Raw genomic sequence first — 14590 nt, 5'->3', positions numbered from 1 at the left:
CTGTTGATGCCCGTGTTGTGATGATTCCGCGGACGCAGAACTCTGATCTGTATCAAGTCTCTGTGATTCATGCGTCGGCTGATGGGGCGCTAACTCACTGTAAAGCAAAGAGAAATATGCATGTGTCCCGCTGAGATCATACCGGGCCTGCGCTCTGATCAAAGCTGGGAGCTACCCGACCGGCTGAACATGGCGCGCCAATGCTTGTCACAGCCCGCTGACCGGGTCGCCATCCTTGATCTGACTGCATTCGAAAGTCGCGCGATCCGTGTCGCCGATCTGCATGAAATGGTCGATGGCATTGCCCGGGTGTTACTAGACCGTGTTCAACCGGGCGAGCGGGTGGGGGTGCTGCTTAGCCAATCACCCTGGTGCGCCGCAGCGCATCTTGCGATCTGGAAGATCGGCGCGATTTCGGTGCCGCTGTTCAAACTGTTCAAGCGCGATGCTTTGGCTTCTCGTGTCGGCGATGCAGGCGTGCGGCTTGTCCTGACGGACGCCGAAGGTGCCACGTTGCTGGGCGATCTGGCACAGCCGCTGCTGGCCGATCAGATTGGGCAACAGGGCGAGGCAGTTCTCTTCGCTGATACGGGGCCCGAGGATCCGGCGGTGCTGATCTATACGTCCGGTACCACCGGCAGCCCCAAAGGCGCATTGCACGGGCACCGGGTGCTAACGGGCCACCTGCCGGGCGTCTCGATCAGTCACAACCATCTGCGAGACGGTGATTGTCTGTGGACACCCGCTGACTGGGCCTGGATCGGAGGGCTGTTCGACGTGCTGATGCCAGGGCTTGCGCTAGGAGTTCCTGTGGTAGCTGCACGCTTGGACAAATTCACCCCCGAAGCCTGCGCCGAGGTCATCGCACGAGGCGGGGTGCGCAATGTGTTCTTTCCCCCAACCGCGCTGCGCATGCTGAAGGCTGTGGATCAGAGCGTCCCCGGCTTGCGCTCCGTCGCCTCGGGCGGAGAGCCTTTGGGGGCCGAGATGCTGGCTTGGGGGCAGCGGGCGTTTGGCCTGACGATCAACGAGTTTTATGGCCAGACCGAGTGCAATATGGTCGTGTCTTCTTGCGCCGAGGACTTCCCGGTGCAGCCCGGCTGTATCGGCAAGCCGGTGCCGGGGCATGATGTGGCGGTGATCGACTCTGACGGCAATCCGACGACTGAGGAAGGCGATGTTGCCATCCGGCGCGGCTCGGCCTCGATGCTTCTGGAATACTGGAACCGGCCTGAGGCCACCGCAGAAAAGTTCCGCGACGACTGGCTGATCACCGGAGACCGCGGCAAGTGGGAGGGCAACTATCTGCGCTTCGTGGGCCGCGATGACGACGTGATTACTTCGTCGGGTTATCGCATCGGCCCCGCCGAGATCGAGGATTGTCTGCTGACCCACCCGGCAGTGGCGACAGTGGGCGTGGTCGGCAAACCTGACCCGCTGCGAACCGAGATCGTGAAGGCGTATGTGGTGTTGAAGCCGGGCGTTGAAGCTGCGGAGCAGGAGTTGCAGGATTGGGTCAAGGACCGTCTGGCGCAGTATTCCTATCCGCGTGAGGTCGCGTTTTTGGATGAGCTGCCGATGACAGTGACGGGGAAGGTGATCCGCAAGGACTTGAAGGCGCGGGCTGCTAATGAGGGGGCGCTACGATGAACAGCCTGTACTTCGCAGCTCTGTTCGTCGTTGCCTGCATTGCAACGCCAGTCAAGAGCTTGGCCGACGAAAAGAATCCCTATGCTTGGACAGAACGTTGCCTGGCGAGCGCTGGTGGTAAACTGGATCGGGCTGGAAAAACGCAAGAGTGTATAGCGGTGATCCTCGGCTATTGCCGGTTCTCCATGGACAGTCATTCTTGCTTTAGCAACTTGGCGACAAATTTCTCAGACCGGTCCAAGGCAGTTGTGGAAGGGCTTCCAGAAAATCTGGATGCTCTGTCTCCTCAAAAACACTTGTATGAAAAGCGATTGGAACTTTTGAATGAAACAAGCGTTGCCAGTCGCTGTGAAACACCAAGCTTTGACACGGAATGCGCTGCGCTAGTGTCCTTCGGACGATATTTAGGAGCAGTGTCTTTGGCCGATTGGGTAGAACAGAGGGAGGAGAGCCAGTGAAGCTCACTAGTAAGGCAATAACAACCTCTGCGGAGTTCCAGAATAACCGCACCGCCCATCTCGACGCGTTGGCGCAAATCTCCGCCGCTGCCGAAGCAGCGCGCATGGGCGGCGGTGAGAAATCCCGCGCGCGGCATGAATCTCGGGGCAAGATGCTGCCTCGGCGTAGGGTGGCGAACCTGCTCGATCCGGGGTCTCCGTTCCTCGAAATCGGCGCGACGGCGGCGCATGGGATGTATGGCGATGCTGCGCCCTCTGCCGGTGTGATTGCCGGGATTGGTCGGGTACAGGGGCGTGAGGTCATGGTGGTGTGTAACGACGCCACCGTGAAGGGCGGCACGTATTACCCGATGACCGTCAAAAAACACCTCCGCGCGCAGGAGATTGCCGAGGAAAACCATCTGCCTTGCATCTATCTGGTCGATAGCGGCGGCGCGAACCTGCCCAATCAGGACGAGGTTTTTCCCGACCGCGACCATTTTGGCCGCATCTTCTACAATCAAGCGCGGATGAGCGCGAAGGGCATCCCTCAGATCGCCGTGGTGATGGGATCCTGTACGGCGGGCGGGGCCTATGTACCCGCGATGTCGGATGTGACGATCATCGTGAAAGAGCAAGGCACGATCTTTCTGGCCGGCCCGCCTCTGGTCAAGGCCGCAACCGGAGAAGTTGTCAGCGCCGAGGATCTGGGCGGAGGTGACGTCCACACCCGCCTGTCCGGGGTGGCGGATTATCTGGCCGAGGATGACGCCCACGCGCTGGCCTTGGCCCGCCGTGCGGTCGGGTCGCTGAACCTGCGCAAGCCACAGACGGTGGATTGGGCCAGCCCCGAGGACCCGGCCTATGACCCCGAGGAAATCCTTGGCGTCGTCCCCGCCGATCTGCGCACGCCCTATGACATCCGTGAAGTGATTGCGCGTCTGGTTGATGGCTCTCGGTTCGATGAATTCAAGCCGCGCTTTGGCGAGACGCTTGTCACGGGCTTTGCCCATGTCAAAGGCTGTCCAGTCGGAATCATCGCCAACAACGGCGTGCTGTTTTCCGAGGCCGCGCAGAAGGGCGCGCATTTTGTTGAGCTGTGCTCGCAGCGTCGCATACCGCTGGTATTCCTGCAAAACATCACCGGCTTCATGGTCGGTCGCAAATACGAAAACGAAGGCATCGCGCGGCATGGCGCCAAGATGGTGACGGCGGTGGCGACGACTTCGGTTCCCAAGATAACGATGCTTGTTGGTGGCTCATTCGGGGCTGGAAACTACGGAATGGCAGGTCGCGCGTACCAGCCGCGGTTTCTGTGGACCTGGCCGAATTCTCGGATATCGGTGATGGGCGGCGAGCAGGCGGCGGGCGTTCTGGCCACCGTCAAACGCGACGGGATCGAGCGGCAGGGCGGCACTTGGTCAACCGAAGAAGAGGCCGAGTTCAAACGCCCAACGCTGGAGATGTTCGAGGAGCAGTCGCATCCGCTCTATGCCTCGGCCCGTCTCTGGGACGATGGCATCATCGACCCCCGTAAATCGCGCGACGTGCTGGCCCTGTCACTCAACGCCGCGCTGAACGCCCCGATCGAGGAGACACGTTTCGGCGTGTTCAGGATGTAAGATGAGCGTTTCATTGAATGATGTCATGGTCCGCTATCCAGGCGCGCAGACCTTCAAGTTTGGGGACAGCGCAACGCTGAGTGCAGAGTTGTTGTCGTTGGTGCGTTCAGGTCGGAAAACGGCAACCTGTGGTGCTTTGCGCGACTACCCAGAGGGCAGCGTTGACACTCCGGTCGTTGGGCGACGGGATATTGCGTTGGAATGGGATGATCGTCCGGCTTTGGTGATCGAAACGGTCGAGGTGTCGACCTGTCGATACTGCGATGTGACCGAAGATTTTGCATTGGCGGAGGGTGAAAACGAAACGCTTGAGGGATGGCGCGAAGATCACCGCCGGTATTTTGAGCGCAATGGCGGGTTCGATCCAGAGATGGAATTGCTGTGCGAACGATTCCGCCTTGTCGAAGATCTGGCGGCTGAGGGGTAAGCTATGTTCAACAAAATCCTGATTGCCAACCGGGGCGAGATTGCTTGTCGTGTGATGGAAACTGCTCAGAAGATGGGCGTATCCTGCGTGGCTGTTTATTCCGATGCGGACGCTTCGGCCAAGCATGTGCAGATGGCGGATGAGGCTGTACATATTGGCGGTGCGGCCCCGGCTGAGAGTTATCTGAAGGGCGATGTGCTCATTCAGGTGGCGCTCGATACGGGGGCACAGGCGATCCATCCGGGCTATGGCTTTCTGTCCGAGAATCCTGACTTTGTGGACGCTGTTGAAGCAGCCGGTCTGACCTTCATCGGGCCATCGGCAGGAGCGATCCGCAAGATGGGCTTGAAGGATGCGGCCAAGGTACTGATGGAGGAAGCGGGGGTACCTGTGGTGCCCGGTTATCATGGCGACAATCAGGACCCCGAACATCTGGCCGGGGCGGCGGATACCATTGGTTATCCCGTCCTGATCAAGGCCGTTGCAGGTGGCGGCGGCAAGGGGATGCGGCTGGTCGAGAAGCCCGAGGATTTCTCGGCTGCTTTGGACAGCGCGCGCGGTGAGGCGAAGACGGCGTTCGGTAATGATGCTGTGTTGGTCGAGAAATTTGTCGCCAAGCCCCGCCATATCGAAGTGCAGGTGTTCGGCGACGGCAGTCATGCAGTGCATTTGTTTGAACGCGATTGTTCGTTGCAACGGCGGCATCAGAAGGTGATCGAAGAGGCCCCGGCCCCCGGCATGACCGTTGAGATGCGCGAGGCGATGGGGCAGGCGGGCGTGCGTGCGGCTGAGGCGATTGGCTATAAGGGCGCGGGCACGGTTGAGTTCATAGTCGATGCCTCGGACGGGCTGCGGCCTGATCGGTTCTGGTTCATGGAGATGAACACGCGCCTGCAGGTGGAACATCCGGTGACTGAGGCGATCACCGGCATTGATCTGGTCGAGTGGCAGTTGCGCGTGGCGGCGGGGGAGAGCCTGCCGAAACAGCAGAATGATCTATCGATCAATGGTCATGCCTTTGAAGCACGGCTTTATGCCGAGGACGTGCCTAAGGGCTTTCTGCCAGCGACGGGTACTCTGACCCATCTGCGCTTCCCGGAAGGCTGCCGCGCCGATAGTGGCGTGCGGGCCGGGGATACGATCAGCCCTTGGTACGATCCGATGATTGCCAAGGTCGTGGTGCATGGCCCGACCCGCGCGGTTGCTTTAGAAAGCCTGCATCGCGTCCTGCGCCGGACCGAGGTTGCCGGGACAGTGACCAACCTTGCATTTCTTGGTGCTCTGACGCGTCACAGTGGGTTTGCATCTGGTGACGTGGATACGGGTCTCATCGGTAGAGACCTTGATGAACTGGTGAAAGAAGCCGGCACGAATAACGTTTCGACAGTAGCTGCCGCGATGACGGCGCTTGGTCTGGTCGAGACGGATCCAGAGACGGGCTTTACCCTGTGGGGGCCACTGCATCGAGCGGTGCAGTTGTTGCGGAATGGAGAGGTCGTTGATCTGGATGTGCAGGTCGAAAGTCAGGACCGGCAGATTTGGCAGGTCGAGGGCGCACAGCTGATCGCGCAGTGCCGAAACGGCTGGGTCCTTGATGGGGTACCCATGCCCAAGGTCGCCGTTGCCGGGTCCCAGATCACCGTGTTTGAAGACTACGGGCAGGTGTTCGAGATTGTTGACCCTCTGGACCGCGATGCAAGTGCCGCGGGCGATACAAATGTAATCGAGGCGCCGATGCCCGGTCTGGTCAAGGCGGTGTTTGCCTCTGCAGGGCAGGCGGTGAAGGAAGGCGATCGTCTGGCGATTCTGGAAGCCATGAAGATGGAACATTCTCTGTTGGCTGCTCGAGATGGGGTGGTGGCCGAGGTGCTGGCCGAGGCGGGTGCTCAGGTCGAGGCCGGTGCGGCGCTGGTTCGCTTGGCCGAGGATTGATCTGTTCGGCCCGTGCATTGCGTGGCACAGTCGGGTCATATCCTACTTTGAAACAAGAATAAGCCGGGGAGGGACGCGCTGATGAAGGAACGGGTCGAGATATTCGAGGTCGGGCCGAGGGATGGGCTTCAGAACGAGAAGCGCGAGATCCCGGTGGCCGAGAAGGTGGCTTTGGTCGATTGCCTCAGCCGCGCCGGGTTTAACCGGATTGAAGTCGCAAGCTTTGTCTCACCGAAATGGGTGCCACAGATGGCAGGCAGCGGTGCGGTTCTGGCCGGGATCACGCGGGCCGAGGGCGTACGCTATGCAGCGCTGACGCCGAATATGCGTGGATATGAGGATGCTTTGGCAGCCAAGGCAGATGAGATTGCGGTGTTTGCATCAGCGTCCGAAGGGTTCTCGAAAGCCAACATCAATGCGACCATTGCTGAGTCCATCGAACGCTTCGTCCCGATCCTTGAGGCTGCGCGCCACATCGATCTGCCGGTTCGAGGGTATGTTTCTTGCGTGACCGATTGCCCGTATGACGGCCCAACCCCTCCCGAGAAGGTGGCCGAGGTGGCAGACGCCTTGTTTGCCCACGGCTGCTATGAGATTTCGCTGGGCGATACGATTGGACAGGGAACCCCGGACAAGATCGCGCATATGTTGCTGGCAGTTCGTGAACGGGTGCCGGTGACTCGGCTTGCGGGTCATTTCCACGACACCAACGGGCGTGCGATTGATAATATCGACGCCTCGCTGGCGCTGGGCGTGCGGGTATTTGACGCCGCCGTGGGCGGGTTGGGGGGGTGCCCCTACGCGCCCGGAGCGGCAGGCAATGTCGCGACCGAAGCGGTGGCTGCGCATCTGGAACGGCTGGGATATGAGACGGGTCTGGATGCGTCTGTTCTGGAACAGGCGGCGGACATGGCGCGGGCAATGCGGACGGAATAAGATATGTTCGAGACTATAACTCTGAAAACAGACGAACGCGGCGTGGCCACTCTGACGCTGGATCGTCCGGAGAAGCATAACGCGCTGTCGGCGCAGATGATTGCAGAGCTGACACAGGCCGCCGGGCAATTGGCCAGTGATGACTCGGTGCGGGTGGTCGTTCTGGCCGCATCGGGCAAGAGCTTTTGCGCCGGCGGTGATCTTGGCTGGATGCAGGCACAAATGGCGGCCGATCCCGAGACGCGCTTTGTTGAGGCGCGCAAGCTGGCCGAGATGCTGAACGCCCTGAACACGCTGCCCAAACCCCTGATCGGCGCGTTGCAGGGTAATGCGTTTGGTGGCGGTGTGGGGATGGCCTCGGTCTGTGATGTGGCAATTGGAGTGGACGGCCTGAAGATGGGTTTGACCGAGACGCGTTTGGGTCTGATCCCGGCCACGATCGGCCCCTATGTCATTGCCCGCATGGGAGAAGCGCGGGCGCGGCGTGTCTTTATGTCCGCTCGCCTGTTCGACGCCGCAGAAGCAGTGGAACTGGGCCTGCTGGCCCGCGCCGTGCCCGCCGACTCGTTGACAGAGGCGGTTGAAGCGGAAATCCAACCTTATTTGTCCTGCGCGCCGGGCGCAGTCGCTTCGGCTAAGCAGATGATCCAGTCGCTTGGGCCGCGCATTGACGATGCTGTGATTGATCACACCATTCAACAGCTTGTCGCGCGCTGGGAAACCGACGAAGCAAAAGAGGGAATCGCAGCCTTCTTCGACAAGCGAAAACCTGTATGGAATAGACAAGTTTAACCGGTCAGGCGGATCGAAGAGCCTTCGTAGCCATAGCCGGTTGGGGAATGGTAATATTGCCTGCCTGCGCGTTTCTGTTCGGTTGACCCTCTGACCCCACAGGGATAGAGAATGTCCAGTCAAATCGCCAATTGACGGCGCACCCTTCCGGGACATGCGCAGGAAAGGAGCTATACGTGGAAGACCTGCTGCGGGAGTACCTCCCGATTCTGGTGTTTCTTGCCGTTGCCGTGGGCCTTGGAATCGTGCTGATTCTGGCTGCTGTGGTCCTGGCTGTCCGCAATCCAGACCCCGAAAAGGTCAGCGCATATGAATGTGGCTTCAACGCCTTCGACGATGCGCGGATGAAATTCGATGTCCGATTCTATTTGGTCTCGATTCTTTTCATCATCTTCGATCTGGAAATCGCCTTCCTGTTTCCCTGGGCCGTTGGCTTCAAGGACATCAGCGATGTTGGGTTCTGGTCCATGATGGTGTTCCTGGCGGTGCTGACCATCGGCTTTGCCTATGAGTGGAAGAAGGGGGCGCTGGAATGGGAGTGATGACGGGTGCAAACACCGCCGGCGTCGACAAGGAAGTCGCCACCCAGGCCCTGAATGCCGAGTTGCAGGACAAAGGCTTTCTGCTGACATCGACCGAGGACATCATTAACTGGGCCCGCACTGGCTCGTTGCACTGGATGACCTTTGGTCTGGCGTGCTGCGCGGTTGAGATGATGCACACTTCGATGCCGCGCTACGATGCAGAACGGTTTGGCATTGCCCCCCGAGCGTCTCCACGTCAGTCGGATGTGATGATCGTGGCCGGCACCCTGACCAACAAGATGGCCCCTGCGCTGCGCAAGGTCTACGATCAAATGCCCGAGCCGCGCTATGTGATCTCGATGGGGTCCTGCGCCAATGGCGGTGGCTACTACCACTATTCCTATTCTGTTGTGCGTGGGTGCGACCGCGTTGTGCCAGTCGACATATACGTACCCGGTTGCCCTCCAACAGCTGAGGCGTTGCTGTATGGTCTGATGCAGCTGCAACGCAAAATCCGCCGCACCGGCACCATCGTACGCTGAGGAGAGGGCAGATGAGCGAAGCACTCAAGGAACTCGGCGCGCAGTTGGAACTGAAGCGGGCAGATTGCGTTCTGTCGTGGGACGTGACCCATGGCGAGTTGAACGTGGATGTTGCCCCGTCGAATCTGGTGGAATTTGTCGAATTTCTGAAATCCGACCAGAACTGCAAGTTCTCGTCGCTGGTCGATATCACTGGCGTTGATTATCCCGAGCGCGCCAAACGGTTCGACGTGGTCTATCACTTCCTGTCGATGTACCAGAACCAGCGTATCCGCCTGCGGGTCTCGATCCGCGAGGATGACATGGTGCCCTCGATTGTCGATGTTCACCCCTCGGCCAACTGGTTCGAGCGTGAGGTGTTCGATATGTTCGGCATCCTGTTCTCGGGCCATCCGGACCTGCGGCGTATCCTGACGGATTATGGTTTCCGCGGCTATCCGCTGCGCAAGGATTTCCCAACTACGGGTTATACCGAGGTTCGCTATGACGAGGCGCAAAAGCGCGTGGTCTATGAGCCTGTCTCGCTGGTGCAGGAATACCGTCAATTCGATTTCATGTCCCCGTGGGAAGGTGCGAACTACATTCTTCCGGGGGATGAGAAGTAGGAGTCGTAAGTCATGGAGTTCCTGATCTGGATTGCCGTAACGGTTGCCACGATTATCCCGATGCTGAAACTGCTACCGCATTTCGGGATCGAGAAATACTGGGTCGTCGCCTGCGTCATACCGATCGGAACGCTGATCCTGATCTGGATCATGGCCATGAAATTACAAGAGATGGAGCGCCGTTGATGGGGCTTGGGGAACTGATCGCGCTTGGGGCGCTGGGTGTTCTGCTGGCCGGTGCCGCTGCCAAGGCGGCTGAAGCGGAAAAGGTCCGGGTTCGGGCCGAAGCGAAAAAGAAACGAGGGCGTTGATGGACGGCTCAAGATATGATGACGGCAGCACGGACGCGCTGAGCGGAGAACAGAAGATCCGCAACTTCAACATCAACTTCGGCCCGCAACACCCTGCGGCACACGGGGTTTTGCGTCTTGTGCTTGAGTTGGACGGCGAGATCGTGGAACGCTGCGATCCGCATATCGGCCTGTTGCACCGTGGCACCGAAAAACTGATGGAAAGCCGGACCTATCTGCAGAACCTGCCGTATTTCGACCGTCTGGATTACGTGGCGCCGATGAACCAGGAACACGCCTGGTGTCTGGCCATCGAAAAACTGACCGGGGTAGAGGTGCCACGCCGGGGTTCGCTGATCCGGGTTCTGTACTCTGAGATCGGGCGCATCCTGAACCACCTGCTGAACGTGACCACGCAGGCGATGGACGTGGGCGCGCTGACCCCGCCTCTGTGGGGTTTTGAAGAGCGCGAGAAGCTGATGGTGTTCTACGAGCGTGCCTGCGGTGCCCGCCTGCACGCCGCCTATTTCCGCCCCGGTGGCGTTCATCAGGACCTGCCGCCGGAACTGCTGGACGATATCGAGGCGTGGAGCCACGAATTCCCCGCCGTTCTGGACGACATCGACGGTCTGCTGACCGAAAACCGCATCTTCAAACAGCGTAACGCCGATATCGGGGTCGTGACCGAGGATGACATTCAGAAATACGGCTTCTCGGGCGTCATGGTGCGTGGGTCAGGCCTGGCATGGGACTTGCGCCGCGCGCAGCCCTATGAATGCTATGACGAGTTCGAATTCCAGATCCCCGTTGGTAAAAACGGCGACTGCTATGATCGCTACCTCGTACGCATGGAAGAGATGCGCCAGTCGCTGCTGATCATCCGTCAGGCCATCACCAAAATCCGCGAATGTCCCGGAGACGTTCTGGCGCGCGGCAAGATCACCCCGCCGAAACGCTCGGACATGAAGACCTCGATGGAAAGCCTGATCCATCACTTCAAGCTCTACACCGAAGGCTTCCACGTCCCCGCAGGCGAGGTCTACGCCGCCGTCGAAGCCCCCAAGGGCGAGTTCGGCGTTTATCTGGTCGCCGACGGAACCAACAAACCCTACCGCGCCAAATTGCGCGCGCCGGGCTTCCTGCACCTGCAAGCCATGGACCACGTCGCCGGAGGGCACCAACTGGCCGACGTCGCCGCCATCATCGGCACCATGGACGTCGTATTTGGAGAGATTGACCGCTAATGCTCCGCCGTCTTCATCCCGAACAACCCGATAGTTTCGCCTTCACCGCTGCAAACCAGCAATGGGCCGAAGCGCAGCTCACCAAATACCCCGAAGGCCGTCAGGCCAGCGCGGTGATCCCGCTGCTGTGGCGCGCGCAGGAGCAGGAGGGCTGGCTGAGCCGTCCGGCGATTGAATCTGTGGCTGATATGCTGGGCATGGCTTACATTCGCGTGCTTGAGGTGGCCTCGTTCTACTTCATGTTCCAGCTACAACCGGTTGGGTCTGTGGCGCATATTCAGGTCTGTGGGACGACCTCCTGCATGATCTGTGGGGCCGAGGATCTGATTGCGGTCTGCAAAGAAAAGATTGCCGCCAAGCCGCATCAACTTTCTGCTGATGGCAAGCTGAGTTGGGAAGAGGTGGAATGCCTTGGATCCTGCACCAATGCGCCTATGGCTCAGATCGGCAAGGATTACTACGAGGACCTGACTGCCGAGAGTTTTGGTAAGGTCATCGATGATCTGGTCGCTGGCAAAGTACCGACCCCGGGTCCGCAAAACGGGCGCTATGCGGCTGAGCCCCTGAAAGGGCTGACCAGTCTGACGAATTATGACAGTGGCAGAACGCAGTATAACGCTAGTGTTCAACTCGCTTCCGATCTGGGCGATACGGTCAAGCGCATCGACGGCACCGAGGTACCAATCCTGACACCTTGGCTGGGCAAAGACGGCAAGGCGGCGGCAACCAAAGCTGCACCGAAACCGCCTAAGGCTCCGGCCCCGGCGAAACCTGCGGTGAAACAGGCCGCCGAGGCGAAGGCGGCTAAGGAAGATCAGCCCGAGACCCTGACCGATGCGCGCGATGGTAAGCCGGATGATCTGAAGATGCTGAAAGGCGTTGGGCCGAAACTGGAAGAAACGCTGAACGGCTTGGGCTTTTTCCACTACGATCAGATCGCTAAATGGACGCCCGAGCAGGTGGCCTGGGTTGATGCTCGGCTGAAATTCAAAGGCCGGATCGAACGCGACGGTTGGATCGAACAAGCGGCCAAGCTGGCAGCGGGTGAAGAGACAGAATTTGCCAAACGTGCCAAGGAAGATGGCACATACGACGACTAGAACAGGTGCCCCTTTAGGGCATCGGGATGAGATGGATAAGGACAAGGAACAGGCCATAGCCCGCAAGGGCCGCCATATCGGCATCGTCATCGCGGTGACGATGATCCTTTGGCTTGCCATGTCCTTTGTCGGTCCGCAACTGGGATTGCCGGGCCGCTATGCGCTGCTTTTTGATTTTGCCGCTCTGGCAGGGTTCATTTATGCGGGCGTCAACATTTTTCAACTCTGGCGCATGCGTCAGGACAGCTGAAGGTAACACGCGATGCTGAAGGATCAGGACCGGATCTTTACCAACATCTACGGGATGCATGAGCGCACGCTGAAAGGCGCGCAGGCCCGCGGGCATTGGGACGGCACCGCTGGCCTGATCGGCAACGGGCGGGACTGGATCATCCAGACGATGAAGGATTCAGGTCTGCGTGGCCGCGGCGGTGCGGGCTTCCCGACTGGTCTGAAATGGTCGTTCATGCCCAAGGAAAGTGACGGACGTCCGGCCTATCTGGTTGTGAATGCGGATGAATCCGAGCCCGGCACCTGCAAAGACCGCGAGATCATGCGCCATGATCCGCATACGCTGATCGAAGGGTGCCTGATTGCGTCCTTCGCGATGAATGCGCACACTTGCTACATCTACCTGCGCGGTGAATACATCCGCGAGCGCGAAGCGCTGCAGGCCGCAATTGACGAAGCTTATGACGCTGGTTTGCTGGGCAAGAATGCGGCTGGCTCTGGATGGGATTTCGACCTGTTTCTGCATCACGGGGCTGGGGCCTATATCTGCGGCGAAGAAACCGCCCTGATCGAAAGCCTTGAGGGCAAGAAGGGGATGCCGAGGATGAAGCCGCCGTTCCCGGCAGGGGCAGGTCTTTATGGCTGCCCGACCACCGTGAACAATGTGGAATCCATTGCCGTTGTTCCTACCATCTTGCGCCGTGGCGCGGACTGGTTTGCGGGTTTTGGCCGTCAGAACAACGCAGGCACCAAGCTGTTTGCGATCTCAGGTCATGTGAACAACCCGTGCGTCGTCGAAGAGGCGATGTCGATTTCCTTCGAAGAACTGATCGAAACCCATTGTGGCGGTATTCGCGGCGGTTGGGATAATCTGCTGGCCGTGATCCCGGGCGGTTCGTCCGTGCCGTGTGTGCGTGGAGAAAACATGCGCGACGCGATCATGGATTTCGACTATTTGCGCGGTGAGCTGGGCTCGGGTCTTGGCACGGCTGCGGTCATCGTGATGGACAAATCCACCGATATCATCAAAGCGATCTGGCGACTGTCCAAGTTCTACAAGCACGAAAGCTGCGGTCAGTGTACACCGTGCCGCGAAGGCACCGGCTGGATGATGCGTGTGGTGGACCGATTGGTGCGCGGCGAGGCCGAACTCGAAGAGATCGACATGCTGTTCGACGTAACCAAACAGGTCGAAGGGCATACGATCTGTGCGCTGGGTGACGCGGCGGCGTGGCCGATCCAGGGCCTGATCCGCAACTTCCGGGAAGAGATCGAAGATCGCATCAAAGCCCAGAAGTCGGGCCGTATGGGCGCGATGGCGGCGGAGTGATCATAATGGGGCAGGCTGTCGAATACTTGCACGCTGTCACGTTTGTGATGACGTATTGATGGGGGAAAAGATGCGCGTGAAACGATCCCTGATCTTTTTTTTGGCTGCAGCGACGGTTGTGTCGGCTTGCGGTGAGGCTCCTTCTCGGGCCAATCGAGTGGCCTTTGACGGACAGTTCTTTAACGCCAAGGCCAAGCCGGTCAACAAACGCGTGTCTCCGACCGATTTCACGGTCACGGTGAATGGCGTCTCTGCTTCTGTGGACGGCGCGCGCGAGGCTGGGCGATTTGAGGGCACCAAATACTGCGTGCAGAATTTCGGGTCGTCGCGCATCGACTGGGCGGTAGGCCCGGATACAGAGCCGCAGAAGCTGCGGATCGAGAAGGACAAGCTGACTTTTGCAGGAACGTGTCAGCGTCCATGATTCGTGTTATCGGATATCACGACGCGGGTCGCGTGGCGTTATTGACTAGCGCATCAGACGGGGTGCGTCTTGGGAAACCCAAGACGAAAGGAAAATCCATGTCTGTTCTGAAGAAGCTTGCGCTGGCCACAGCACTGGTTGTCCCTATTGCCGCCGAGGCGAAGCCGCCTTTGCGCGAAGTCAAAGAGATCGACAACGAACTCTACTACATCGCAATCGCAAACGAGATTTCCGAATATTGCTCGTCGATCAGCGGGCGCCGGATGAAGGCGATCGGGGTGATGTGGGGCTTGAGGTCCAAAGCAAACAAACTGGGATATTCGGACGGTGAAATCCGCGCCTACGTGGATTCGGATGCCGAAAAGGACCGGATGCGCGCCAAGGGCGAAGCGTATCTGGCGCAGAACGGCGTATCCTATGAAAATCCCAATTCTTTCTGCACGTTGGGCAAGAAAGAAATCGAAAGAAACAGCGCCATTGGCGTGTATTTGAGGGCGAACTAGA

Annotated in this window: 18 protein-coding genes; all 18 read left to right on the top strand. The window is 59.2% G+C overall.

Annotation, left to right across the window (positions count from 1 at the left end):
* The first annotated feature begins 120 nt into the window (after positions 1 to 120).
* Entirely contained in the window at positions 121 to 1650 is a 1530-nt protein-coding gene (locus tag ACR0NF_RS10890) for an AMP-binding protein (protein WP_480778237.1), read from the top strand.
* Positions 1647 to 2108, top strand: a complete 462-nt coding sequence (locus tag ACR0NF_RS10885) for a hypothetical protein (RefSeq protein WP_480778236.1) — start codon at positions 1647 to 1649, stop codon at positions 2106 to 2108. Before ACR0NF_RS10890 ends, ACR0NF_RS10885 begins: the two co-directional genes overlap by 4 nt.
* Complete coding sequence (locus ACR0NF_RS10880; protein WP_480778235.1) at positions 2105 to 3709, top strand: carboxyl transferase domain-containing protein; 1605 nt, start codon at positions 2105 to 2107, stop codon at positions 3707 to 3709. Before ACR0NF_RS10885 ends, ACR0NF_RS10880 begins: the two co-directional genes overlap by 4 nt.
* A 1-nt stretch (position 3710) precedes the next feature.
* Positions 3711 to 4136 (top strand): ASCH domain-containing protein, encoded by a 426-nt coding sequence (locus ACR0NF_RS10875; RefSeq protein WP_480667497.1) that lies wholly within the window; start codon positions 3711 to 3713, stop codon positions 4134 to 4136.
* Between the two features lie 3 nt (positions 4137 to 4139).
* A complete protein-coding gene (locus ACR0NF_RS10870) occupies positions 4140 to 6068 on the top strand; it encodes an acetyl/propionyl/methylcrotonyl-CoA carboxylase subunit alpha (protein WP_480778234.1) in 1929 nt (642 codons plus the stop codon).
* An 81-nt stretch (positions 6069 to 6149) separates the two neighbouring features.
* Positions 6150 to 7004, top strand: coding sequence for a hydroxymethylglutaryl-CoA lyase (locus ACR0NF_RS10865; RefSeq protein WP_480470310.1), 855 nt, complete (start codon positions 6150 to 6152; stop codon positions 7002 to 7004).
* Positions 7005 to 7007: 3 nt separating this feature from the next.
* Complete coding sequence (locus ACR0NF_RS10860) at positions 7008 to 7796, top strand: crotonase/enoyl-CoA hydratase family protein (RefSeq protein WP_480778233.1); 789 nt, start codon at positions 7008 to 7010, stop codon at positions 7794 to 7796.
* 176 nt (positions 7797 to 7972) lie between these two features.
* Positions 7973 to 8338, top strand: a complete 366-nt coding sequence (locus tag ACR0NF_RS10855; RefSeq protein ID WP_170325678.1) for an NADH-quinone oxidoreductase subunit A — start codon at positions 7973 to 7975, stop codon at positions 8336 to 8338.
* Positions 8329 to 8862: a NuoB/complex I 20 kDa subunit family protein gene (locus ACR0NF_RS10850; protein WP_010442777.1), complete on the top strand. Its 534-nt coding sequence runs from the start codon at positions 8329 to 8331 to the stop codon at positions 8860 to 8862. The genes ACR0NF_RS10855 and ACR0NF_RS10850 overlap by 10 nt, the downstream gene beginning before the upstream one ends.
* An 11-nt stretch (positions 8863 to 8873) precedes the next feature.
* Complete coding sequence (locus ACR0NF_RS10845) at positions 8874 to 9467, top strand: NADH-quinone oxidoreductase subunit C (RefSeq protein WP_480778232.1); 594 nt, start codon at positions 8874 to 8876, stop codon at positions 9465 to 9467.
* A 12-nt stretch (positions 9468 to 9479) separates the two neighbouring features.
* A complete protein-coding gene (locus ACR0NF_RS10840; RefSeq protein ID WP_170397057.1) occupies positions 9480 to 9653 on the top strand; it encodes a hypothetical protein in 174 nt (57 codons plus the stop codon).
* Positions 9653 to 9778, top strand: a complete 126-nt coding sequence (locus tag ACR0NF_RS10835) for a hypothetical protein (protein WP_010442774.1) — start codon at positions 9653 to 9655, stop codon at positions 9776 to 9778. Before ACR0NF_RS10840 ends, ACR0NF_RS10835 begins: the two co-directional genes overlap by 1 nt.
* Entirely contained in the window at positions 9778 to 11001 is a 1224-nt protein-coding gene (locus ACR0NF_RS10830) for an NADH-quinone oxidoreductase subunit D (protein WP_480470307.1), read from the top strand. Before ACR0NF_RS10835 ends, ACR0NF_RS10830 begins: the two co-directional genes overlap by 1 nt.
* The gene (nuoE, locus tag ACR0NF_RS10825) at positions 11001 to 12101 is read left to right on the top strand and encodes an NADH-quinone oxidoreductase subunit NuoE (RefSeq protein ID WP_480667495.1); all 1101 of its coding nucleotides are present in this window, start codon (positions 11001 to 11003) and stop codon (positions 12099 to 12101) included. The genes ACR0NF_RS10830 and nuoE overlap by 1 nt, the downstream gene beginning before the upstream one ends.
* Positions 12102 to 12132: 31 nt before the next feature.
* Positions 12133 to 12351: a DUF5337 domain-containing protein gene (locus ACR0NF_RS10820; protein WP_480471911.1), complete on the top strand. Its 219-nt coding sequence runs from the start codon at positions 12133 to 12135 to the stop codon at positions 12349 to 12351.
* Positions 12352 to 12363: 12 nt separating this feature from the next.
* The gene (gene nuoF, locus ACR0NF_RS10815) at positions 12364 to 13662 is read left to right on the top strand and encodes an NADH-quinone oxidoreductase subunit NuoF (RefSeq protein WP_480778231.1); all 1299 of its coding nucleotides are present in this window, start codon (positions 12364 to 12366) and stop codon (positions 13660 to 13662) included.
* Positions 13663 to 13732: 70 nt separating this feature from the next.
* A complete protein-coding gene (locus ACR0NF_RS10810) occupies positions 13733 to 14086 on the top strand; it encodes a hypothetical protein (RefSeq protein ID WP_480470304.1) in 354 nt (117 codons plus the stop codon).
* 98 nt (positions 14087 to 14184) lie between these two features.
* On the top strand, positions 14185 to 14589 hold the full coding sequence (locus ACR0NF_RS10805) for a DUF5333 domain-containing protein (protein ID WP_480470303.1): 405 nt from the start codon (positions 14185 to 14187) through the stop codon (positions 14587 to 14589).
* Position 14590: the final 1 nt, after the last annotated feature.

Source organism: Ruegeria sp. CF4 (assembly GCF_056537345.1).
The sequence above is the reverse complement of the archived record's forward strand: the minus strand, read 5'-3'. Positions and strand labels throughout refer to the sequence as shown.